The following is a 22,552-nucleotide window of genomic DNA, read 5'->3' as shown; positions in this document are numbered from 1 at the left end:
AATTTGAGGTAAAAATGACAAATAACGGAATGAGGATCCGAACCCAAGCTTAAAACGAGGTTTTTTTAGAAAATAACGGAATGAGGATCCGCCAAATCAGTAAACCGGATCCTCGTTCCGTTAAAAATAGCCTTATCTCGGACGCTACTTCTCACCAGCAATCCCTAAGTTACGCGTAAACACGCAAGTATTTTTCTTAAAGTCTCTAGATTGAAAGAAAAGTGCACAAAGGATTTCAAATTCTTTGTGCACTTTTTCCATTTACGGGTGGACTAGATATTAGCTACAATATATATTATAAAAACGTTTACATAATTGGAGGAGAAATAATGGCTGAACTACGTTTGGAGCACATTCAGAAGTCATATGACAAGAAGGCAATTGCTGTAGATGACTTTGATTTGGAGATTAACGACAAAGAATTCATTGTATTCGTCGGACCATCAGGCTGCGGAAAATCAACAACACTAAGAATGATAGCTGGCTTGGAAGAGATTACTGACGGGGAACTTTATATTAATGATAAGAAAATGAATGATGTTGCACCTAAAGACCGTGATATAGCAATGGTATTCCAAAACTATGCATTATACCCGCATATGAATGTATATGACAATATGGCATTCGGTTTAAAACTTCGAAAGTTTAAAAAAGATGAAATAGAGCAACGTGTTAATAACGCTGCTAATATCCTAGGCTTAGAGGCATACCTGGACCGTAAACCAAAAGCATTATCTGGTGGACAGCGCCAGCGTGTAGCATTAGGTCGTGCAATTGTACGTGACGCGAAAGTATTTTTAATGGATGAACCACTATCAAACCTTGATGCAAAATTAAGGGTACAAATGCGTGCTGAAATACAAAAATTGCATAAACGCTTACAAACAACAACTATTTATGTAACGCATGATCAAACAGAGGCAATGACAATGGCTACGCGTCTAGTTGTTATGAAAGACGGGTACATCCAACAGGTTGGAGCACCAAAAGAGGTTTATGACAAACCTGAAAATATTTTTGTTGGAGGATTTATCGGGTCTCCTTCCATGAACTTTTTGAGTGGAACATTGAAAGATGGCTTTTTCGTAATGGAAGATACACAAGTTAAAGTTCCTGAAGGTAAAATGAAAGTTTTACGGGAACAGGGTTATATTGATAAAGACATTACATTGGGTATACGTCCTGAAGATATTCATGATGAGCCACTATTCATTGATTCAACCCCAGATTCAAAAATTAAAGCAACAATTGATGTAGCTGAATTAATGGGAGCAGAGTCATACCTATATTCTAAAGTAAATGAGCAGGACTTTGTTGCGCGCGTTGACTCTCGCTCTGACATTAACGGGGGTGAAGAAGTTGACTTGGCATTCGATATGAATAAAGTTCACTTCTTTGATACAGAAACAGAAAAACGCATTCGTTAATTAATTTAGGTGTATATTTATAAGAATTAATGAAAATAATACCAATTGAAACTAAAATTTAAGAGGGAAGTCAAAGACTTCCCTCTTAACTATTGTTTCTTTAAAGGGGAGCATCCCTTTAAGCCATAGGTTATTTAGGTTGTTGTCCACTGAACTGCTGTTGTGCAGATTGCACTAAGCGTTTAGTAATTTCACCACCAACAGAACCATTTGAACGTGAAGTAGAGTCTGGACCTAATTGAACACCGAACTCTTGTGCAATCTCAGTCTTCATTTGATCAAGTGCCTGTTGTACGCCAGGTACTACTAGGTTATTTGAGTTGTTATTAGCCATGTTATCACCTCCTGTAAGCATAGTTTTAGCAGATTCACAAAACTTATCACGAAATACAGTTGGTAATTGTTGCTTAAAGTCCCAAATAAGTGTTGACTATTATTATAACTTAGAAAAACTAGCGTATTGCCAAGTTTTAAAGTAGATGTGCCTTAGTTGCACGTATACTTTCTTAATTGCCAATCAAAAGAGCTCATTACATCGTAATGAGCTCTTTTGAAATAAGTATTATTTCGGATATGTCATCTCTTTCGGATTTACATATTGTTCAAATTGTTCTTCGGTTAGCAGTCCTAATTCTACAGCAGTTTCTTTTAAAGTTGAATTATTTTCAAAAGCTGTTTTAGCAATCTTTGCTGCATTTTCATAGCCGATATGCGGATTCAAGGCTGTTACAAGCATTAACGAATCATTTAAGTATTTTTCAATTTGTTCATGATTTGGCTCGATACCTTTTGCACAACGCTCATCAAAAGATAGCATGCTGTCTGAAAGAATTTGGCAGGATTGCAGGAAGTTATAAGCGATTACAGGCTTAAATACATTTAATTCAAAATTACCTTGACTTGCCGCAAACCCGATTGTTGCATCATTACCCATGACTTGAGCTGCGACCATCGTAACTGCTTCGCTTTGTGTCGGATTAACTTTTCCAGGCATAATCGAACTACCAGGTTCATTTGCCGGAATGGTAATTTCACCTATTCCACAGCGCGGTCCACTTGCTAACCAGCGTACATCGTTTGCAATCTTCATTAGATCTGCTGCCAATCCTTTTAGTGCGCCATGTGCATGGACTGTTTCATCGTGACTTGTTAAAGCATGGAATTTATTTGGTGCGGAAACAAAATTCTTCCCTGTAATTTCATTAATTGCTTCACAAACAGCCTCGGAAAAATCAGGATGGGCATTCAATCCCGTTCCAACAGCAGTACCACCAATTGCAAGTTCTTTTACATGATGGACACTCTCTGTAATCATTATTTCCGATTTTTCCAGCATACGGTGCCAGCCACTTATTTCTTGGCCTAATGTTAGTGGTGTAGCATCCTGTAAATGGGTGCGGCCAATTTTAACGATGTCCTGAAAGGCATCCATTTTAACTTTAAATGTATCCTTCAATGTTTGCAGTGCTGGAATAACATTGTCCTCTAGCTTCAATACAGAGGCAATATGCATTGCTGTAGGATATGTATCATTTGAACTTTGTGATTTATTAACATCATCGTTTGGGTGAAGTTTTAAATCACTTCCCTCATCCTCAAGCCATTTATTGCCCGCATACGCTATTACTTCATTCACGTTCATATTTGACTGTGTACCACTTCCGGTTTGCCAAACAACTAATGGAAAATGGTCATTTAACTTACCGTCGATAACCTGATCTGCTGCAAAGCCAATCGCGTCTGCTTTTTTCTTATCAAGCAATCCCAAATCACTATTCGCCTTTGCTGCACTTTTCTTCAAAATAGCAAATGCTTTTATAACTTCAGTTGGCATTTTTTCGTCACCGATTGGAAAATTTTGTTTACTTCGTTGGGTTTGAGCACCCCAATACTTATCAGCAGGTACATTTATTTCTCCTAGCGTATCTTTTTCTACACGATATTCCATGTCTGTTGCCTCCTTGTATAACATAATATTATCTTTTACCATTGTAACAAAATTAAAGAAAATATTGTTAGCTTAACAATTAGTAGAAGTCACAAAATAGTACATATTTTAACTAACAATACAGTTGCTTTTCATTTATAATACTATATAGAGACTATTTTAGCAGTTTAGAAAGTATAAATTCTTTCCTACTGCATATATGCCGCTAAGACCCATTACATTAAGCTTGGCGATAAGCAAAGTTTTTCAATAATGAAAGACTCTATAGAATCGGTAATTACTATACATTGATAAGCAGAAGTTTTCTATATGCGTCTTAATGCAAGGAGGATTTCCCTATGCCAAATATTTGGACACATATGCTATTTTGTGAAGATGTTGTGGATACAATCAAAAATCCATATCCATTCTCACAGTATGAGTCATATATGAAATTAGGTGCACAAGGGCCAGATCCATTTTTCTATTATAATTTTTGGCCTTGGATAAAAGAAGAACCTGTTCACGATATAGGAATGATTTTACATAAGGAGAATTGTGGAGCATTTTTAATGGATTTAATTGAGCAAGCAAAGGATATGAACGGACATGTTCAAGCGTATGTATTTGGATTTGTTACACACCATATCCTTGACCGGAATGCACATCCATATATCCATTACCGCGCCGGCTATGAAGGCAGTAATCATCAAAAGTTAGAAGTACTCATTGATACATTGATGATGGAGAAATATCATAATTTAAAAACATGGAAAGCACCGGTATATAAAGAAATCGATATTGGGCACTCATTTAATGAGTCAATTACTAATTTACTGCATTCAACGATTAGAAGACATTATCCAGAGATCAAGCGTACGTCTACTTCTTACATCCAAAAAGCATACCGAGATATGAAATTGGCACTGAAATTGTTAGCAGACCCATATGGCTGGAAAAATGTGCTATTAAAACCATTAATTGCATCTTATTCCCATCAGCCAGTTAAAAGTAACGTGGATTATTTAAATTTACAACATACAACATGGTACCACCCGGCAACAAATGACCCTTCTTCTCAAAGCTTTATTGACCTATATAAACAGGGACGATCTGAAGGCATTGAAATTATGACAGAAGTGCTATCCTATTGGCAATACAGGAACGATTCTGCCCGGAATAGACTGAGTGAATTAATTGGAAATGTATCATATGATACTGGAAAGCCACTTAAGCTGAACCTGGAAAATAAATATAGTGAACCAATTGTATAATGGCGCAAGCACTCGCTTAGTGATGTATTACACACGCATCACGGCGGGGCATTGTTGCCGCGCGAAGCGGCATGCTGAGTTCAACTTCCTTCAATTTATGGATGATAGCAAACCTTTACGTGATTTAAACCGATTTTATATGTTCTTGAATAACCGAATTGATAATGTGCATAGAGTTCCATTCTCCCAAAGAAAAATAGGTGATTGGATACTTTTTTGGAAAAAGTGTGCTGCTAATCTGACTTGGTGACAACCCACCTTCGTACAATTTGATTATTTTTCCTTGGAGTTCTAACAAATATTCCAGCTTCCTTTGTAAAGCAGCACGTCCATCCTCTAAATAGCCGGCATGGCTGCAATACACGTCCTCAAAATCATAGGATAATACTCTCTTTAAGGATTCAATAATGGTTGGAATGTTTTCTTCACGTAACACGACCTTTGTTCTTTCTTGGCAATACAAATCACCTGTGAAAAGCTGACCGGTTTCACGGTTTAAAAATGCTAAATGGTCAATAGCATGACCGGGTGTGTCAATCACGTCCCAAATTGCATTGCGAGATGAAAAAGTTCTTGCAATTTCCTTCGCATGAAAAGGGCTGCGCTTTCCCCAAAACAATTTTCGATACATTGGATAATTAGGCTTCTTTTTACAATAATCAAGCATAATACCATTCATATACACCGGAAGATGCTGCTCTTCATGCAAAAACGCTGCACAGCCTGTATGATCTTCATGATAATGCGTAATTACTACTTGATCTATATCCTGTTGTTTAAAAAATGGTTTAAACTCCTTTTCTAAGGATTTTGCACCCGTATCAATTAAAACGCCATCCACCACGAAGCAATGAACATTTAATTTAATCCCCTGAAATGCTACTATACCATTTCCCATTTGAACCGCATTTATCGTTTGTTGTTTAAAATCTTTCTTGAATAACATAAAGTAAAAACTCCCCATATCCTCCACTTTGCCAAACTATAACACATAGTGAATGGTGATACATTCTATAGCCATGGTGGTTTCTTTATATGCTAAAAAATGACGTCCGGGTAGGTATCACCTCAGACGTCCATTTTGTCACGTTAATCAAAAATTATTTTTGTAAAAGAATCTTTATTTAAACAACTTCCCTAACATTTTTCCGGTTCCTTTTCCCGCTATCCTTCGTCCGACTCTTTTACCTGCTTTACCTTTCTTAACAGCATTCACATCTCCCAGAATTTTAGCAAGCCCATATAACAATTTACGGATATTATTAATACGCATTAATTTTCACCTCTTACCGTGGTTTGATATCAACCTTTTCAGATTGATTGGTTTGACGTTTAGCTTCCAGTACTCCCTGTTCAATGTTAACGAATCGCAATAACACAATTCCTACAATAAAGAAAATCACAAGTGAAATGATACCAAGTCTGCTGGAGCCTGTTAGCTGCCCTACGAATGCAAACAAAAAGGGTCCAAAAATAGCTGCAAATTTTGCAGAAATTCCATAGAACCCAAAGAACTCTGCATGTTTATTAGCCGGTACCATCCGTCCATATATCGATCTGCTGAGCGATTGCGCCCCACCTTGTACTAACCCAACACATACTGCCAATAGATAGAAATGTAGAGCAGATGACATAAAATAGCCGAAAATAACAATACCCAGATAAGCGTATAACGTTATAAACAGTGCCTTTTTGGCGGTTATTTTTTTCGCCAGCCAGCCAAAGAAAAACGTACATGGAATGCCGACAAATTGCGTGATTAACAATGCAGCAATTAATGAATTCGAATCGATACCAATATCGCGTCCATAAATAGTTGCCATTTTTATAATGGTTGAAATTCCATCATTGTACATCCAAAAAGCCAGTAAAAAGATTAATAAGTGCTTGTATTGCTTAATTTCCTTAAAAGTATTTGTCACTCTTGAAAATCCAATTGCTACATAAGAACGATCACGTTTGGTTGTTACTTTCTTCTCTTCCTTGATATTTTTTAGTAGTGGCAAAGAAAAGATAAACCACCATATACCTACCGTTACGAACGAAACCTGACTTGCGACAGCTGCGTTTGGCATACCGAACCAGGGATACTTCAGAATCATCAGAATATTTATTGCTAGTAAAATACCACCACCAATATAGCCGAATGCAAAGCCATAGGAAGAAATTTTATCTATTTCATCCTCATCAGCTATTTCCGGTAAAAAGGCGTCATAAAATATATTCGCACTAGAAAAACCAACTGTTCCAATGATTAATAAAAGAGAGGCAAATATGTAATCTCCTTCACCAACAAAGGCTAATAAAATACTCGCAATAATCCCCATAAAAGCGAAAAATCGCAAAAATTTCTTTTTAGCTGCTGAAAAGTCACTGATAGCACCCAAAAACGGTGCCATCACGGCGACAAGCAGTGCAGCAATTGACTGCGAATATCCCCAGTAACTATCTGCAAGCGATTGGTCTACACCAACTGCTGCAACATCATAGTAGAAAACTGGAAGAACTGCTGCCATTATCGTCGTTGCAAATGCTGAATTCCCAAAATCATACAGCATCCAACTAAATGCGGTCTTCTTTCTCATGTGAATCCCCCCTCGTTTCTTTAGCATATCAAATAATTCCAGATATTAGGGTGAAAAAGAAAAAAATATTTAAAAAAGTTGAACTCGTTAAAGGGGTTCTTATAAAAGCGTATTTGCTTTCTTAGAACCCCTTATACACTGAAATGAATCATTATTATAGCTAAGCCTTTGTTGCATTTATACAATAAGAAAGGATGTACTTTCTTACCTGCAGAGAAAAAATCCCGCAAGTATTCTCATTTATCGCGCTTTTTCCAATGAAGCTGCGACTTCATTTGTTTCTTCAATAGCAGAAACCAAATTAGTCATACGATCCACCTGTTCTTCAACCATTGCCTCTAATTCCTGGATGGTAGCTGTCGTTTCTTCAATTAAAGAAGCTAGTTGATCAACTGATCCATCTATCGTTTCAGATGATGCCTGTATATCATTAGCCTGCTTCGCCAAATACCCTAAATACTTAATAAAATTGATTAGCTGATCCGTAATTCTCTCAAAATTGACTTTTGTTTCCTGCACACTTAACGTACTGTTTTGCAGCTGGTCTTTGTTATCATCTACTTCCTTCTGGGCCTGTCTTGCATCGTGTTCAATAGATTGCAGGTTTTGACTGATCTGCTGCGCGGTGTGTTGTGACACTTCAGCAAGCTTACGAACTTCTCCAGCAACGACAGCAAACCCCTTTCCTGATTCTCCAGCCCTGGCTGCCTCTATACTTGCATTTAACGCCAACAAATTAGTCTGTTCAGCTATATCCTGAATTTTTTCTGTAAACGTATTATTTTCCTGCATTTTATGAACAAGATTATCCATGTTTGTACCGAGCTGTTCAAAAGATTCTTGAAACCCATTCATTGTGACGGAAAGGTTGTCCATAGATCGCTGACCTTCCATCGATAATTCTTTTAACTCTTCTCCATCTGCAGTACTTCGTGAAAAAGAATGAATCATCTTGGATAATTCTTCACCAGTCTGTTCAATTGTTGTGGAAATCGTAGTAGCAGATTCAGCCTGTGACTGACTGGCTTTTGTAATTTCCTGAAATGCCTGACGCATTTCCTGCATTGATTGCGAGTTTAAGTTACTATCTTGTTCAATGATGTTCATTTGTGATCTAACACTTGCTGCACTTGCTTCTGCAACTTCAGCTTGTTTCCTTTGGATTTCGGAGTGATTTTCGCTATCTTTTAAGGCACTTTGGACATCAGTCAGCAATTTCCTCGCTACCCTCACCTGGATTACCAGAACAACGAATACGAGGACAAAAAATACAATCGTGATAGCAGTAGCTCTTGCATCAAATCCAATTATTTCCCCCTTCGTGATAACAAAGAAGGTTAGTAAGGACAGGCCAAAGAAACCACCTGTAACTAAAACTGTCAACGAAAGAGATATTGCTGCTACAGCAAGGACATAAAAGGTAAATAACATATTCGTTACATAATCGGAACTTAAAATAATAATGAATGCGACTCCGGATAGACTTATAACTGCTAAATAAGGAACTGCCTTGGTAAATATCTGCTTATAATGAAAAAAACCAATTAAACCCACACTTACAGCTCCGCCAATACCAAGTGCAACAAGGTTTTCTTTTGGTGCCCCAACAACAAGCTCTGCCCCTACCCCCAACAATAATGAAAATAACAAAATATAAAAAAGTATACGGTTTTGTTTATGTAACATCGACTGATTACTATTTCCCATTCATTTTCCCCCAATATGAATAGCTTCTGTGCAAAAAGAACTACTTATATTCATTAAAAAAACCTCACCAAACAAAGGTAAGGCTAATCTTGATGAAAACTGGGATTACTCCCAAATGTAATGTCTGTATTCCTTACTTAACTGCAGGAATTTATCTTTATCTCCTGTATCAATAGAGCTATTTATCGCTGATTCCAGTCTTTCCTTATTCCAATTAAAGCATAACTCATCCAGTAACATCCTTGATGAGAGTTTTAACTCATATGAAACTTCCCTTTTGGCGTCGAGTACTTTTCCATCATATCTTACATACTGATAAATTAATTTCTGCTTCTTCATGGAACACGCCCCTTTGTTCCTTTTTTCTATTATCCTAAAATTTACGGATAATTGCAACAATAATATTTTGGGCTGCACCATTTTTTTACGGGTTAATGTTTCGGTAGGCAAGTAAACCTGCTCCCAAGGCAAAAACAGTTAACAGGCTTACCATCCAGATAATATTCCCTTTCATCATAATTGCAATTACCGGCGGTCCTGCTGCAACCCCAATGAAACGCATGGCACTGTAAATCGATGTAATCACACCACGCACATTTTTTTCCAGGCTCTCGGTAATTAAGGCATCCATACAAGGTAATGACATCCCAATACCACTTCCACAAACCAGAAAAATAGACAAAAGATATACCGGATGGTCCATAAATGGAATGACAGCCACTGATCCTCCAGTGAGAATAATGCCAATAAATGTTACCCACTTCATTAATTTTAAATTATCATTTATTTTTCTGCCGGCTATAAAAGAAGCAATGGATAAAGCCAGTAGTGGAATTGCGAGTAGCACACCTTTCCAAACACCATTATAATCATACTTATCCTCCAGGATACTCGAAAGATAAAAAAGGAATCCAAACAAAATAAACATTAATATAGCGCCAATAATAAACACAGCACACAACCATTTTCCGTGTTCCTTAAGCGTGTCTTTGGCGAACCCCCAGTATTTCTTAAAACTTGTATGTTCCTCTTCCTCACCCTTATTTTTCACAAGAAAACCAACCATCAGAACGGATACAGCACAGAATACCGGTATTGAATAAAACGGCAGAAACCAAATAAACGCAGCCAGTACAGCACCTAATATTGGACTTAAAACTTTACCAATAGTGTTAGATGTCTCTATAATCCCGAGCGTTGTACTTGCTTCTTTATCATCGCGGAACATATCACCTACAAGTGGAAGTACTATTGGTGCAGCACCTGATGCGCCAATTCCCTGGAGAATTCTACCGACTATAATCATTAGATATGGATCATCCATGGCATTGGACGCCCAGCCTGCAACTAACCCCCCCAATCCGGTAATAATGAGCGAAGGAATAATTACTTTTTTCCTGCCAAACCGGTCAGATAGAAACCCTGCTAATGGAATGAAAAAGATAGCTACAATTGAATACATCGTAATAATATAACTTGATTGCAATTTGGAAATATCAAGCTCCTTTTCCATTAAAGGTAATATTGGAATAAGCATCGAATTTCCCAAAGTCATAATTAGTGGAATCGATGCCAATGATATAACTGCCCAGCGCTTGTCATGAGCGTCATTCTGTTTCATCATATTACATTCACAGTCCTTCTTTTATATAATAATCACTAGAATTACTATTCTCTTACGCAAGATATTTATTCTAATTGAGGCGATAGTCATTTTTTAGCAATTAACAAAGTATAAATACTTTCTTACTGCATAAGTGCAGCTAAGGCTTATCTATATAAGGTTTGGCGATAGGCCAACTTTTCTAATCTAACGAAACTTATTTTATAACTAACAAAACATATAACTGCATCCTTTACTTTTTCTCTAGACTTACCGCTCTATGCTTTGGTAGACTGTTATAGCTGACAAAATCGGCAGAATGAAATGCAAAAAGTTTGCAGTGAATTTATAGGAGGCAACTTCATGGGACATGCTGATAATCTGAAAAAAGGTGAAAAAGGTGCATGGATAAGTATTTTTGCTTACATTATCCTTTCAGTCTCTAAATTAATAATCGCCTATATCGGCAGTTCTACGGCATTGCGTGCAGATGGATTAAACAACACCACTGACGTAATTGCCTCGATTGCCGTATTAATTGGATTGAAAATATCAAGGAAACCCCCTGATGAAGATCATCATTATGGGCATTATAGAGCAGAAACTGTTGCATCCATGTTCGCAGCTTTTATTATGATGACAGTTGGGATACAGGTAATAATCGATACATTCAGTAAATTATTTACGAGCGAAACAACGGAGCCTGATATGCTAACAGCTTGGACGGCATTAAGTGCTGCTGTCATTATGTTCATGGTTTACCGCTATAATCTTTCATTATCCAAAAAGGTAAAAAGCAGTTCATTGTATGCCGCTGCACAGGACAACCGTTCAGATGCCTTTGTAAGTATTGGAGCGTTTGTGGGAATTGTCGGTGCCAAGCTCGGACTTTTTTGGCTGGATCCATTAGCTGGGTTAGTTGTTGGTATTATTATCTGTAAAACTGCTTGGGATATTTTTAAAGATTCGACACATACATTAACGGATGGATTTGACGAAAAGCAGATTATGAAAATAAAATCAAGTATTGCAGAAGTTCCTGAAGTAAAAGAAGTGGTAGATATTAAAGGAAGAGTACATGGCAATCAATCTTTTATTGATATTACCATTCTTGTGGACCCCCAATTGAATGTAAAAGAAAGCCATGCTATTACAGAGAAAATCGAAACACTACTTGATCAAGAGCATAATATTCCATATGCTCATATCCATATCGAGCCACACCACTAAAAAAGTGCCTACCGACTCATAACATGAGCAGATGGGCACTTTTTATGGTTCTAAAATATATGTTGTTACGAAAAAATATTTTTATTATTGAATAGTTTCAGACAATCTGTCCAGCAGCTTGTCGATATCTTCCCAGCCATATGCTGTTTCCTGATAGGTTCCTTCGCCAATGGTTGTTTCTTCTTCCCCAACAGGTTCAGCTTGGAATCGTTCATAGAAGCGACTGGAAGGGTTCTGTTTAAGAATCCAGACGAGGAGAGATTTATGCCCCTTTCCCTGCATTTCTTCGCTGAAAGCCTTTAAAAGTCTGCCACCCAAACCCTTCCTTTGAAATTCATCCAATAGATAAATCGTGTAGATTTCACTATCATAATCAAAACGTTTTGTCCGCTCCGGTCCGCCAGAAACAAAACCAACAATCTTGTTATCGTTTTGAATGCCAAGTGTGCATTGCTCTTCTTTTTGGATACGTAAAATAGTCTCCCATAATGCCTTACGATTTTCATATGTCGTATTGGATATATCCTGCTCATCAAGCAGACCAGCATACGTACTTTTCCAGCTGCTTGCGTGAATATCTGCAATCGCTGCAGCATCATCATAAACAGCCTTACGAATTGTAAACATGTGATAACCCCCTGTTATCGTCAAAAACATTCGACCTAACTTATCTTTTTTATATGGTAAAGAGAAAGACTGTCACTATAGCTCCTAATACTGCCACAATGACATTCAGACCTAAATAAGCCAATACAACAGCGACTGCCCCGCCAATTATTCCAATGTGTGGCTGGTCTGGTTTAACGTTCAAAATACCTGGAAAAATAAGGGCCCCCAACGCTGCGAATGGTATTGCATTAAGCCAGCGATTTACCCATTCTTTAAACTGCAGTTTATCCACAATAAATGCTGGGATAGCTCTTGGAATCATTGTTACGAGCGCCATGCCTATTATAATAGCAAATATCATGATTGGTCCTCCTTCAGCAAAAATACGCCACTTAATCCACCGAGAACCGTACCAAACACAATCGCCCAGCCTTCACTCATGAACTGGTTGAAAATCGTATTGATCAGCATTGCAATAATAGCTATAAGTCCAATTCGTAATTCTTTTTTAACCGATGGAATCAAAAGACCTATGAACATGGCATATAATGCAATCCCCATGCTTTGGCTCAATTGCTCCGGAATAACTTCACCAAGTACTCCTCCTAAAAACGACCCCATAACCCAGGAAAAATATGCAGTTAAAATGAGTGCTGTATAGAAAAGAACTCCTTTTTCCATTTTAGCTTCTTTCGTATGTAAGGATGACACAGCAAATGTTTCATCCGTCAAACCTAATGATAAAGGAACTTTCCAATTCCGTCCAATTCCCCGCAAACGATTCATAAACGATAAACTCATGACAAAATGACGGAAATTAAGGACAAATGTAGCGACAATAATCTCTACAGCCCCCGCACCCACAGCAATCATATTGGCACCCATAAATTGGCTTGCACCAGCGAAAACCATAACACTCATTAATGTTAATTCTGTCAGTGACATTCCAGCCTGCCTCGCCAATACACCATATGTTAATGCAATCGGCAAGTATCCCAGCATAATTGGAAACCCCACCGCTATACCTCTTTTGATCATATGCGCCGACGATGATGTGTTACTTTTATGTATAGCTTTAGTAGTCATAGCACTTCCACCCTCAACTTGAAAAGTGAAACTATTATAACGTATATTCTTAATTTTACAAAGAAATTAAATTGGAAGAATTAAGTATTGACAATTGATGATTTTAACATGTATAGTCAGATTAATATTTTAAGCTGAATAACTTATTCGGGAATGCGAAGTAGAATTTTTTCCAGGCAGCAACTAGAGACAGGGCATCAGGTGAAAGCTTTGGCAGGAAATAATTCGAATTACACATTCGGTTTAGCGAATTGTTCATGAGCGGATGAGAGCATATAATTGCACTCATCAATCAGGGTGGTAACGCGGAGATAAAAGCTTCGTCCCTATTAAGGGATGAGGCTTTTTTATTTTAGCAGAAAGGAGGATTACTATGTTTCCAATCAGCCCAAAGCACAACCCCTCACTTGGCGAGTCCATTTTATTTTTTATGTTTACAATAGGACTAATCAGTTATTTCCTTATTGGTCTTGGAACAAAACCACATATCCCTATCATGATTGCAATCTTTATCCTGGTTTTATATGGGTTATTGAAACATATTGCGTTTAAGGATTTGGAAGAAGGTATGACTGCTGGCGCTAAGTCCGGTATGGGTGCAATTTTTCTGTTTTTACTGATTGGCATTTTAATTAGCAGCTGGATGATAAGTGGTACCATTCCTGTTTTAATGAGTACCGGATTCACCCTCATTGGAGGGACCTGGTTTTATGCTATTGTATTTGCAGTAACAGCAATTGTTGGCGTTTCGCTTGGCAGTTCACTAACAACTACCGCGACAATCGGTGTGGCATTCATCGGTATGGGAAGCGCAATGGATGCTTCCATGGCTATAACCGCAGGAGCAATTGTTTCCGGGGCATTTTTCGGTGATAAAATGTCACCACTGTCAGATACGACTAACTTAGCTTCAACAATCGTACAAGTGGATTTATTTGAACATATAAGGCACATGAGTTTAACAACCATACCAGCATTTATAATTTCGTTTATTTTATTTGTGGTATTATCACCCAATGAAGCAATAAACACGGAAAACCTTGAGGCATACAAATCAGGTTTAGATGCTACTGGGTTAATTCATTGGACATCGTGGATTCCATTGGCCATTCTGATATTGGCTACCATCCTTAAATTACCAGCATTTATTTCGATTGGGCTAAGCAGTGTACTGGCTACAATACTCGCACGGATAACAAGTGGACTTGCCTGGTCAGATATATGGTCAATCTGGTTTAATGGCTTTACCGCAAATACTGATTTTGAACCTGTTAATAGTTTATTAACCAAGGGTGGCATTAACAGTATGCTCTTCACCATATCACTTGTAATTTTAGCACTTGGATTTGGTGGATTATTGTTTGTCACAGGGATTGTTCCATCGATACTTCAATCGTTCCAGGAAAAATTAAAAAAAGTGAGAACGATAATTCTTTCAACAGCGGCTACAGCAATTGGTGTGAATGTACTGATTGGGGAACAATACCTTTCCATAATGCTTACAGGTGAAACATATAAAGGTGTTTATCATGAGGCAGGATTATCGAATAAGGCCCTTTCCAGAACACTGGAGGACGCCGGTACTGTGATTAACCCACTTGTACCGTGGAGTGTTTGTGGAGTCTTTATTGCTGACGTTCTTGGTGTTCCAGTTCTAACCTACTTGCCATTTGCGTTCTTCTGTCTTATAAGTCCAATTATAACAATCCTTTTTAATGGGAAAGCATTGAGATAAAAAAACAGTGGCCTGATCGTAAAGCGAAATTCTACAATTAGCGCAATGAGGCTCTGTTTGATGATTCACTATGAATCCTCATTCCGCTATTTGTCCCAATATCATCTGATTAAGCTTGGTTCCGGTTCCTGGTTCCGCTATTTGTCCTTTTTAGCCTCACATTTCACTGTTTTTGGTTATTTAACGGAACCAGGATTCACTTAAGCATTTGAGAGATAGCTTTTTTACCATTTAGCGGAACGAGGATCCGTTTGATTTAATATTAATTTGCACGTATGCACTAATACTTAGCGCCTAAAAAAACTCCCCTCAATTAAGGGGAGTTTTCCAGTATAGATACTAACTTTCGTAATCCTTCCAGCAACCTTGGGGACGGTCGGCAGTAAAGCGATTCCTCTAGGACATGAATCTTTTCTTCTTGAATTGCTTTCATTTCATGCCAGCCGGGGCGCTTCATCACAAGTTCGGGTTTCATCTTTGATTCTTTTACACCTACCCAAACCATACAGATATGGTCAGGATCACGTTGGTAAACGTCTGACCAGTCTGTTTGAACACTGGCTACATCTTCTGTATCAAAAATATTTCTTGCTCCAGCAAGATTGCTTATCTCAGTAAGCCAATTAACACTGCCAGGAGTGAAAACTGGTTTAGGCCACCACTCCCAATATAATGAAGGCTTATTTTCCCGCATATCTGCTTGTTGACGGTAAGCAGTTACTTCATCACGAAATTTTTTTGCTTTATCCAATCCAAGTTGCTTCTCACCTAATGCTTTGCCGACCTTAGCAATATCATCTGCTATTTCATCTAAAGAATTAGGATTTAAAATAATGTAAGGTAACCCTTTCCTATCAAGTGCTTCTATATTTTTTTCCATTCCAGGAACACTTAATGAAGCTAGGACTATATCAGGATTAAGTTCTTCTACTTTATCCATATTAATCGAAAGGTCCGGGCCAACCTTGGGCAGGTCTAGTACTTCAGCTGGCCAGTCTGAAAAATTATCTCTGCCAACTAATTCATCCGTTTTTCCAAGGTATTCTACGATTTCCGTATTACTCGGACAAATGGATACGACTCGCAACATCATCTCCCCCTCATCTGACTAACATTATCTGTCTTGGTCAGTAGTAAGTAACGGTCCATCTTTTGTTACCACTACGGTATGTTCGTATTGAGCAGAACGCCCTTCATCAATTGTACGCGCGGTCCAATTATTTGAGTCCATCTTACTTTGCCAGCTGCCTTCATTGATCATTGGTTCAATAGTAATTACCATTCCTTCTTTTAAACGTAACCCTTTGTTAGGCAAACCAAAATGTGGTATGTGTGGTTCTTCATGTATTGTTGGTCCAATCCCATGACCAGTGAAATCTCTTACAACTGAAAATCCTTCTCCCTCTGCATAGGTTTGTATTGCGTGACCAATATCACCAATCCGACTACCTACTTGCGCTTGTTCAAGTCCTTTGTATAAAGAAACTTTTGATACGTCTAATAACTTTTGACCTGCTTCATCGATATTTCCAACTGGATATGTCCATGCGGAATCCGCGAGTCCACCATTTAAGTTTACAACCATATCAATCGTTACAATATCACCATCAACAAGCTTTTCATCCCTTGGAAATCCGTGACAAATCTCATCATTTACGGATGCACAAATAGCATAAGGATAACCGCTGTATCCTTTTTGTTCAGGTGTGGCACCGTGCTTTGCCAAAAATTTCTCAACGAATGTATCAATTTCCATTGTTGTAATACCCGGCTTAATCATTTTGGCAATTTCTTTATGACATTTAACGAGCAAATCGCCCGCTTTCTGCATTTTCTCGATTTCCCGTTTACTTTTTCGTGTGATCATATTTCTTCTTCCCTTCACCGTTTGTAATTAAAATATATAGTATGATTCAGCATTTTAAAACATCACAGTTAATACTGCATCATAAATTGTATCATATAAATAGCAACTATTGAGAATTAGCGCTCCAAATTGACTATAACGCAGAAAATGCAGAGGAGCAAATTCGCCCTCTGCACTTCACTTCAATTAATAGCCGCCAAAGCCGCCACCATATCCGTGACCGCCGCCATCTACATATGCGGCACCGATTATGATTAACAATATAAATAAAACGACTATCAGCGCAAAGCCTGAGCCGTAGCCACCACCACTCATTGAATTCCCTCCTCATTTTCAAGTTCACTATAATTTATGCACTTGATATGGGTTTGGGAAGGGCGACTGCCTGTATATATGTCTAGAGATAGTCTTTAACACTATATATTTTTCCATTTTTAACACTTGATTCATCGGTCAATATATTAACAAGTACTCCTCCAACTGCATCTGTTTCCTTTAAAAGGTTATTATCTTTATAACTCCTAAAGGTATCAACTTCAATAAATTCATCTTTATTGCTTTCTCTGATTTTCTTCTGCATTTGAGTATCCATTACTCCAGGACTAAACGCAATCACTTTATTTTGAGTTTTAAGTTCAGCCTGTTCCAATGCAACTGTTTTTGTATACATGTTAATGCTTGCCTTCGTACTGCAATACGCACTCCATCCATATACTGGTCTATCAGCTGCTCCCGAAGATATTGTGGTACCAATCAACTGTACATCCTCATCAGTGGCCTTTTTTAGAAATAAATTCATCAATACCATTGGAGCGACTGTATTTACCTGTACATGATATGCCAAGTCAGTACTTTTTACATTCATAGATTTATCGATTGGCTCAAGAACCCCTGCATTATTTACTAAGTAAACAATTGATGGCTCCTGTGCAAATATATCCTGACTTATTTGATCAAAAGTACTTTCTATACTTTCAAGATTTCCTAAATCACAGGCAACATGCTGATAGGATACATTATTCTGGGATGCACATACTTGCAGCGAATCATTTTTACTACGGGAAATACCAACTACATTAACGCCAGATTCCATCATTATTTTAGCAATTGATTCGCCCAGGCCTTTTGATACTCCAGTAATTACTGCAAACCTCATAAATAACCCTCCTTTTTATTAATCTCACCCTTTTGGAAAAGATTATTTATTTCGTATTTATTTCTGACCAGTAATGAACTAATGTCTCCATTCCTTTATCAAAACTATCGAGCGGGAAACTTTCATTTGGTGAATGCAACCGATCATCTGGCGTCCCGAATCCTAATAGAACGATTGGCATTTTATAAATATCTTCAATCCATTCAACAACCGGGATAGATCCTCCCATGCGAACATACACCGTTTCTTTACCAAAGGCTTTTGTATAACTTTTTGCGGCCTTTTCAATAAGCGGATTATTCGGTTCCACTTTATATGCTTTTGCAGAAAGCTTTTCCTTAACAACTTCTACTTTTACACCAGATGGAGCAACATTGTATACATGTTTCTCCAGCAATTGCTGGACCTGATCAGGATCTTGTCCGGGAACTAAACGGCAGGTAATTTTTGCTGTAGCTGATGAGGGAATTATTGTCTTGGTTCCTTCCCCCTGATAGCCACCATACATTCCATTAATTTCAAAAGTTGGACGAGCCATTGTATGCTCTTTTGCAGTGTAGCCTTTTTCTGAGACTGTGTCACTAACTCCAGCTGTTGACCGGTAATCTTCACCCTGGACTTGTTTAATTAATTCGCGTTCCTTATCGGTTAATGGTTCAACTCCATCATAAAACCCATCTACTGTACAAACTTCATCCTCATTTTTCATCGAAGTCAGTATATGATTAAGTGCCATAATCGGGTTTCGAATCGCCCCACCATACATTCCTGAATGCATGTCATGATCAGGTCCTGTTACATTTATTTCTATTCCAGTAAACCCTTTTAAACCATATAGGATAGTAGGCTGATTTTCAGCAATCATCCCTGAATCTGAAATAACGGCAAAATCCGCGTTAAACTGTTCCCGCTTGTCATGAAGGATGCGGTAAAGGTTCTCACTGCCTATCTCTTCCTCGCCTTCAATACACACTTTCACATTTAAAGGTAATTTCCCTTCTGTTTTCATATATGCTTCAAAAACAGCAAGATGCATAAATACTTGCCCTTTGTCATCACTTGCTCCCCGTGCATACAAGCGTCCATCACGCACTTCTGGCTTAAACGGGTCGCTTTTCCACTGATCGATGGGATCAACAGGCTGTACATCATAATGGCCGTAAAATAAAACCGTTGGTGCATCAGGTCCGGCTTGATTGTACTCCGCATAAACCAGTGGATGTCCACCAGTATCCTGCTGTTCTACTTTGTCAAACCCAATATCATTTAAATATGTTTCCAGAAAGTTTGCTGCTTCATTAATATCGTTTTTATGTACGCTATCTGTGCTCACACTTGGAATCGATAGAAAATCATTTAATTTTGATAATAGCTGTTCGCGATTATCAGTTAAATAGCTCAATGCTTGTTCGCTCATCGTCACATTCCTCCAGTTCTTTTTTTCTATTCTAGCATATTCTAAGCACGTATAACGAACTTTGAAGATTGGCTTAATGTGATCTTCACTGTATACTGTTGATGTTCCTGCTGTTTTGTCTCATCTGCTCTTTCCGACCTCGTAAAGAAATCATCAACATCAAATATCCAAAAGGCACAAGGGAGATCTTCTGCATCAGCAGAAAATCAATCCCATTACTAGACCTCATAAATTGCTAAGAACTAAATAATCCGTATGAATACTGAATCTACTTCACCTCTTTAGAAAACTTGGCTTATCGCCAAACCTTGGTTGCACTAATACAGTAAAAAAAGACAGCCCAACGACTGTCTTTTGCAAATAAATCATTTCAATGCTTGTGCTAAATCCTCAATAAGATCATCAACATCCTCAATCCCGACTGATAAGCGTACTAATCCATCCGTAATGCCCAACTCAGCTCGTCTGTCCGCCGGAATCGATGCATGTGTCATTTTCGCTGGAACCGAAATAAGACTTTCCACCGCTCCCAGGCTTTCAGCAAGGGTATAATACTGGACACGGCTTAGTATCTTGTCTGCTTCGACTCCACTTCCTACATCAAAAGATATCATGCCGCCAAAACCAGTCGTTTGCCGTTTTGCAGTTTCATGGCCCATGTGTGATTTGAGCCCTGGATAATAGATGGAGCTCACTTTTTCATGCTGTTGCAGAAATTCAACAAGCTTTTTAGTATTTCGTTCAATTGCTTCCATTCGAATAGCCAGTGTTTTAATACCACGCATTAGTAACCAGGAATCCTGTGGTCCTAGAACTCCACCAGCAGAGTTCTGAATAAAATGAATATCTTCAGCCAACTTATCCGAATTTATCGCTAATAGACCTGCCACAACATCACTATGGCCACCAATATACTTGGTTGCACTATGCAATACAATATCTGCCCCCAAATCAAGTGGTTGCTGCCAATATGGTGTTGCGAAAGTATTGTCCACGATTAAAAGCAAATCGTGTTTTTTAGCGATGTCTGCCATCTTATTGATATCTGTGATCTTCAGCAATGGGTTTGTAGGTGTTTCAATATATAAAGCCTTTGTATTCTCTTTAATCGATGCTTCCACTTTCTCGGGAACACTTGTGTCTGCGTATGTGTGGTCCAGATTAAATCGGTTCAGAACACTTGTCATCAGTCGATATGTTCCACCATACACATCATCCGTCATCACAACATGATCACCTGAGTCAAACAACATCATAACGGAGGTGATTGCAGCCATTCCAGATCCAAAAGCAAAACCAGATTGGCCATTCTCCAAATCTGCGATGACCGTTTCAAGGGCATGCCTTGTTGGATTTTTGGTCCGTGAATATTCATATCCGCGATGGTTACCAACCGAGTCCTGTTTATAAGTGCTTACTTGATAGATCGGAACCGATACAGCCCCAGTATTTTCATCACCAGTTATACCACCGTGGATCATTTTGGTCTTTGTTCGCATGTGTAGTTCTCCCTTCAACAACTGTTAGATTGGGTAAATATCTTTACTTAAATAACGATCGCTTCCATCAGGAAAAATGGTAACAATCGTCGTGCCAGGCTTAGCATTCTCAGCCTCTTGTAATGCGGCATACATAGCAGAACCTGATGAACTCCCTACCAGCAATCCTTCCTGTGAAGCAAGCTTTTTCACCAAATCAAAAGCATTATTATCAGTAACGGTATGCACACCATCGACAAGTGACTGATCAAAAAAGTCCGGCAAAAACTCCATACCAATACCTTCTGTCTTATGTGGACCAGGTTCTCCCCCGGCAATTATCGATCCCTCTGGTTCTACGATCAGCGCCCTAATTCCTGAATTCTTCTCTTTTAAATAACGGGAAGCCCCCATAAATGTCCCGCTGGAACCTGCGCCTGCAACAAAAACGTCAACCTCACCATTTAAATCGTTCCATATCTCAGGTGCAAGTGTTTTATAATACGTCGTGGGGTTAGCGGCGTTTGAAAATTGCTGTGGGGAAAAACTGTTTGGTATTTCTTCTAATAATTGCTTTGTCTTCTCGATTGCACCTCGCATCCCTTCGCTGCTTGGAGTTTGCACAATCGTTGCTCCAAGTGCCTTCATGAGCTGTTGTTTCTCAAGACTGAATTGTTCAGGGACACAGAATATAATTGATAAATCCTTATCAAGGGCTGCAATTGCTAATCCAATTCCAGTGTTTCCTGCTGTTGGCTCAATTAGCGTCCCACCCGGTTTTAACTTCTCACGCGAGAAAGCGTCATTGATGAGTTCAATCCCTAGACGATCCTTAACACTGCTGCCCGGGTTATAAAATTCCAGCTTTGCATACAAACGAACCCCCTCTGGAAGGGGGAATTTCGTTATTTCAAATAGTGGTGTTTTTCCGATTAACTGATCAATGGAATGGTATATCGCCATAACTTTCGCCTCTTACTTGGCAAAGACTTCGTGCCAATCATCTTTTTCTGCCAACATTTCTTTGGCAATTTCTTTTGCGCCTTCCAAGCTATGATTAGCTGCCCAGCCACATTGTACTTCATTACATGCAGGCACTTCCTTTGCTTCCAAGACATCCTGCAGTGTTTTTTCCAGCGCATCAAGCACCTGGTCATAATTATCATTATTTAAAATAGCGAGATAAAAACCAGTTTGACACCCCATTGGGCCAATATCCAGAACATTGTCCATATGATTCCGGATATTTTCTGCCATTAAATGTTCAATGGAATGCAGACCAGGCATATCCATATGTTCTTTGTTCGGTTGTTTGAATCGAATATCATATTTATAAACTTTGTCACCATTCGAACCTGATGTAACACCAACCAAACGTACGTAAGGTGCATTTACCTTCGTATGATCAAGGTTAAAACTTTCTACATTCATTTTTTGTGCCATTATTAATC

Annotated in this window: 22 protein-coding genes and 1 pseudogene; 4 read left to right on the top strand and 19 right to left on the bottom strand. The window is 38.4% G+C overall.

Annotated elements, in window-relative coordinates; genetic code table 11:
• The first annotated feature begins 329 nt into the window (after nt 1-329).
• On the top strand, nt 330-1,427 hold the full coding sequence (locus tag ACE1TG_RS03770; protein WP_375051019.1) for an ABC transporter ATP-binding protein: 1,098 nt from the start codon (nt 330-332) through the stop codon (nt 1,425-1,427).
• Nucleotides 1,428-1,557: 130 nt separating this feature from the next.
• Here the strand turns inward: ACE1TG_RS03770 and ACE1TG_RS03765 are convergent, their stop codons facing one another.
• Together ACE1TG_RS03765 and fumC are read right to left on the bottom strand one after the other, a co-directional pair.
• Nucleotides 1,558-1,761, bottom strand: coding sequence for an alpha/beta-type small acid-soluble spore protein (locus ACE1TG_RS03765; RefSeq protein ID WP_209478983.1), 204 nt, complete (start codon nt 1,759-1,761; stop codon nt 1,558-1,560).
• Between the two features lie 228 nt (nt 1,762-1,989).
• On the bottom strand, nt 1,990-3,375 hold the full coding sequence (gene fumC, locus ACE1TG_RS03760) for a class II fumarate hydratase (protein ID WP_375051018.1): 1,386 nt from the start codon (nt 3,373-3,375) through the stop codon (nt 1,990-1,992).
• Between the two features lie 338 nt (nt 3,376-3,713).
• Here fumC and ACE1TG_RS03755 point away from each other — a divergent pair, with 338 nt between their 5' ends.
• Entirely contained in the window at nt 3,714-4,628 is a 915-nt protein-coding gene (locus ACE1TG_RS03755) for a zinc dependent phospholipase C family protein (protein ID WP_375051017.1), read from the top strand.
• A 124-nt stretch (nt 4,629-4,752) separates the two neighbouring features.
• Here the strand turns inward: ACE1TG_RS03755 and ACE1TG_RS03750 are convergent, their stop codons facing one another.
• The 6 genes from ACE1TG_RS03750 to ACE1TG_RS03725 all read right to left on the bottom strand — a co-directional run bounded on the left by ACE1TG_RS03750 (nt 4,753) and on the right by ACE1TG_RS03725 (nt 10,544).
• Nucleotides 4,753-5,574, bottom strand: a complete 822-nt coding sequence (locus ACE1TG_RS03750) for an MBL fold metallo-hydrolase (RefSeq protein WP_375051016.1) — start codon at nt 5,572-5,574, stop codon at nt 4,753-4,755.
• 174 nt (nt 5,575-5,748) lie between these two features.
• On the bottom strand, nt 5,749-5,901 hold the full coding sequence (locus tag ACE1TG_RS03745) for a hypothetical protein (RefSeq protein WP_375051015.1): 153 nt from the start codon (nt 5,899-5,901) through the stop codon (nt 5,749-5,751).
• A 13-nt stretch (nt 5,902-5,914) separates the two neighbouring features.
• The gene (locus ACE1TG_RS03740) at nt 5,915-7,213 is read right to left on the bottom strand and encodes an MFS transporter (protein ID WP_375051014.1); all 1,299 of its coding nucleotides are present in this window, start codon (nt 7,211-7,213) and stop codon (nt 5,915-5,917) included.
• Nucleotides 7,214-7,453: 240 nt separating this feature from the next.
• A complete protein-coding gene (locus ACE1TG_RS03735; protein ID WP_375051013.1) occupies nt 7,454-8,920 on the bottom strand; it encodes a methyl-accepting chemotaxis protein in 1,467 nt (488 codons plus the stop codon).
• Nucleotides 8,921-9,025: 105 nt separating this feature from the next.
• The gene (locus tag ACE1TG_RS03730) at nt 9,026-9,259 is read right to left on the bottom strand and encodes an IDEAL domain-containing protein (RefSeq protein ID WP_375051012.1); all 234 of its coding nucleotides are present in this window, start codon (nt 9,257-9,259) and stop codon (nt 9,026-9,028) included.
• A gap of 85 nt (nt 9,260-9,344) precedes the next feature.
• Nucleotides 9,345-10,544, bottom strand: coding sequence for an MFS transporter (locus ACE1TG_RS03725; protein WP_375051011.1), 1,200 nt, complete (start codon nt 10,542-10,544; stop codon nt 9,345-9,347).
• A 342-nt stretch (nt 10,545-10,886) separates the two neighbouring features.
• Between ACE1TG_RS03725 and ACE1TG_RS03720 the strand changes: the two genes are divergently transcribed.
• Nucleotides 10,887-11,753 (top strand): cation diffusion facilitator family transporter, encoded by an 867-nt coding sequence (locus tag ACE1TG_RS03720; protein ID WP_375051010.1) that lies wholly within the window; start codon nt 10,887-10,889, stop codon nt 11,751-11,753.
• An 84-nt stretch (nt 11,754-11,837) separates the two neighbouring features.
• Here ACE1TG_RS03720 and ACE1TG_RS03715 read toward each other — a convergent pair whose 3' ends face one another.
• Genes ACE1TG_RS03715 through ACE1TG_RS03705 form a run of 3 tightly spaced genes read right to left on the bottom strand, consistent with a single transcriptional unit; the run spans nt 11,838 to nt 13,448 of the window.
• Nucleotides 11,838-12,380 (bottom strand): GNAT family N-acetyltransferase, encoded by a 543-nt coding sequence (locus ACE1TG_RS03715; RefSeq protein WP_375051009.1) that lies wholly within the window; start codon nt 12,378-12,380, stop codon nt 11,838-11,840.
• 49 nt (nt 12,381-12,429) lie between these two features.
• Complete coding sequence (locus ACE1TG_RS03710; RefSeq protein ID WP_375051008.1) at nt 12,430-12,723, bottom strand: AzlD domain-containing protein; 294 nt, start codon at nt 12,721-12,723, stop codon at nt 12,430-12,432.
• Entirely contained in the window at nt 12,720-13,448 is a 729-nt protein-coding gene (locus ACE1TG_RS03705) for an AzlC family ABC transporter permease (RefSeq protein ID WP_375051007.1), read from the bottom strand. Before ACE1TG_RS03705 ends, ACE1TG_RS03710 begins: the two co-directional genes overlap by 4 nt.
• Nucleotides 13,449-13,821: 373 nt before the next feature.
• On the opposite strand from ACE1TG_RS03705, the gene nhaC reads away from it, so the two are divergent.
• Complete coding sequence (nhaC, locus tag ACE1TG_RS03700; protein WP_375051006.1) at nt 13,822-15,183, top strand: Na+/H+ antiporter NhaC; 1,362 nt, start codon at nt 13,822-13,824, stop codon at nt 15,181-15,183.
• A gap of 313 nt (nt 15,184-15,496) precedes the next feature.
• Here the strand turns inward: nhaC and ACE1TG_RS03695 are convergent, their stop codons facing one another.
• The 8 genes and pseudogenes from ACE1TG_RS03695 to ACE1TG_RS03660 form a co-directional block, all read right to left on the bottom strand.
• Nucleotides 15,497-16,270 (bottom strand): cobalamin-binding protein, encoded by a 774-nt coding sequence (locus ACE1TG_RS03695; protein WP_375051092.1) that lies wholly within the window; start codon nt 16,268-16,270, stop codon nt 15,497-15,499.
• 27 nt (nt 16,271-16,297) lie between these two features.
• The gene (map, locus tag ACE1TG_RS03690) at nt 16,298-17,050 is read right to left on the bottom strand and encodes a type I methionyl aminopeptidase (protein ID WP_375051005.1); all 753 of its coding nucleotides are present in this window, start codon (nt 17,048-17,050) and stop codon (nt 16,298-16,300) included.
• A gap of 231 nt (nt 17,051-17,281) precedes the next feature.
• Nucleotides 17,282-17,365, bottom strand: a pseudogene (locus ACE1TG_RS03685) (YjcZ family sporulation protein); the annotation flags it as partial.
• Between the two features lie 82 nt (nt 17,366-17,447).
• Nucleotides 17,448-18,206: a (S)-benzoin forming benzil reductase gene (locus tag ACE1TG_RS03680; protein WP_375051004.1), complete on the bottom strand. Its 759-nt coding sequence runs from the start codon at nt 18,204-18,206 to the stop codon at nt 17,448-17,450.
• A 46-nt stretch (nt 18,207-18,252) separates the two neighbouring features.
• The gene (locus tag ACE1TG_RS03675) at nt 18,253-19,623 is read right to left on the bottom strand and encodes a dipeptidase (RefSeq protein WP_375051003.1); all 1,371 of its coding nucleotides are present in this window, start codon (nt 19,621-19,623) and stop codon (nt 18,253-18,255) included.
• Between the two features lie 365 nt (nt 19,624-19,988).
• A complete protein-coding gene (locus ACE1TG_RS03670) occupies nt 19,989-21,122 on the bottom strand; it encodes a bifunctional cystathionine gamma-lyase/homocysteine desulfhydrase (protein ID WP_375051002.1) in 1,134 nt (377 codons plus the stop codon).
• 24 nt (nt 21,123-21,146) lie between these two features.
• A complete protein-coding gene (locus ACE1TG_RS03665) occupies nt 21,147-22,064 on the bottom strand; it encodes a PLP-dependent cysteine synthase family protein (RefSeq protein WP_375051001.1) in 918 nt (305 codons plus the stop codon).
• A gap of 12 nt (nt 22,065-22,076) precedes the next feature.
• Nucleotides 22,077-22,544, bottom strand: a complete 468-nt coding sequence (locus tag ACE1TG_RS03660; RefSeq protein WP_375051000.1) for an S-ribosylhomocysteine lyase — start codon at nt 22,542-22,544, stop codon at nt 22,077-22,079.
• Between the last annotated feature and the right edge of the window lie 8 nt (nt 22,545-22,552).

The sequence above is a fragment of the Virgibacillus sp. JSM 102003 genome (assembly GCF_041949995.1).
Lineage (GTDB): Bacteria > Bacillota > Bacilli > Bacillales > Amphibacillaceae > Lentibacillus.
This window is presented reverse-complemented; position numbering and strand designations above follow the sequence as displayed.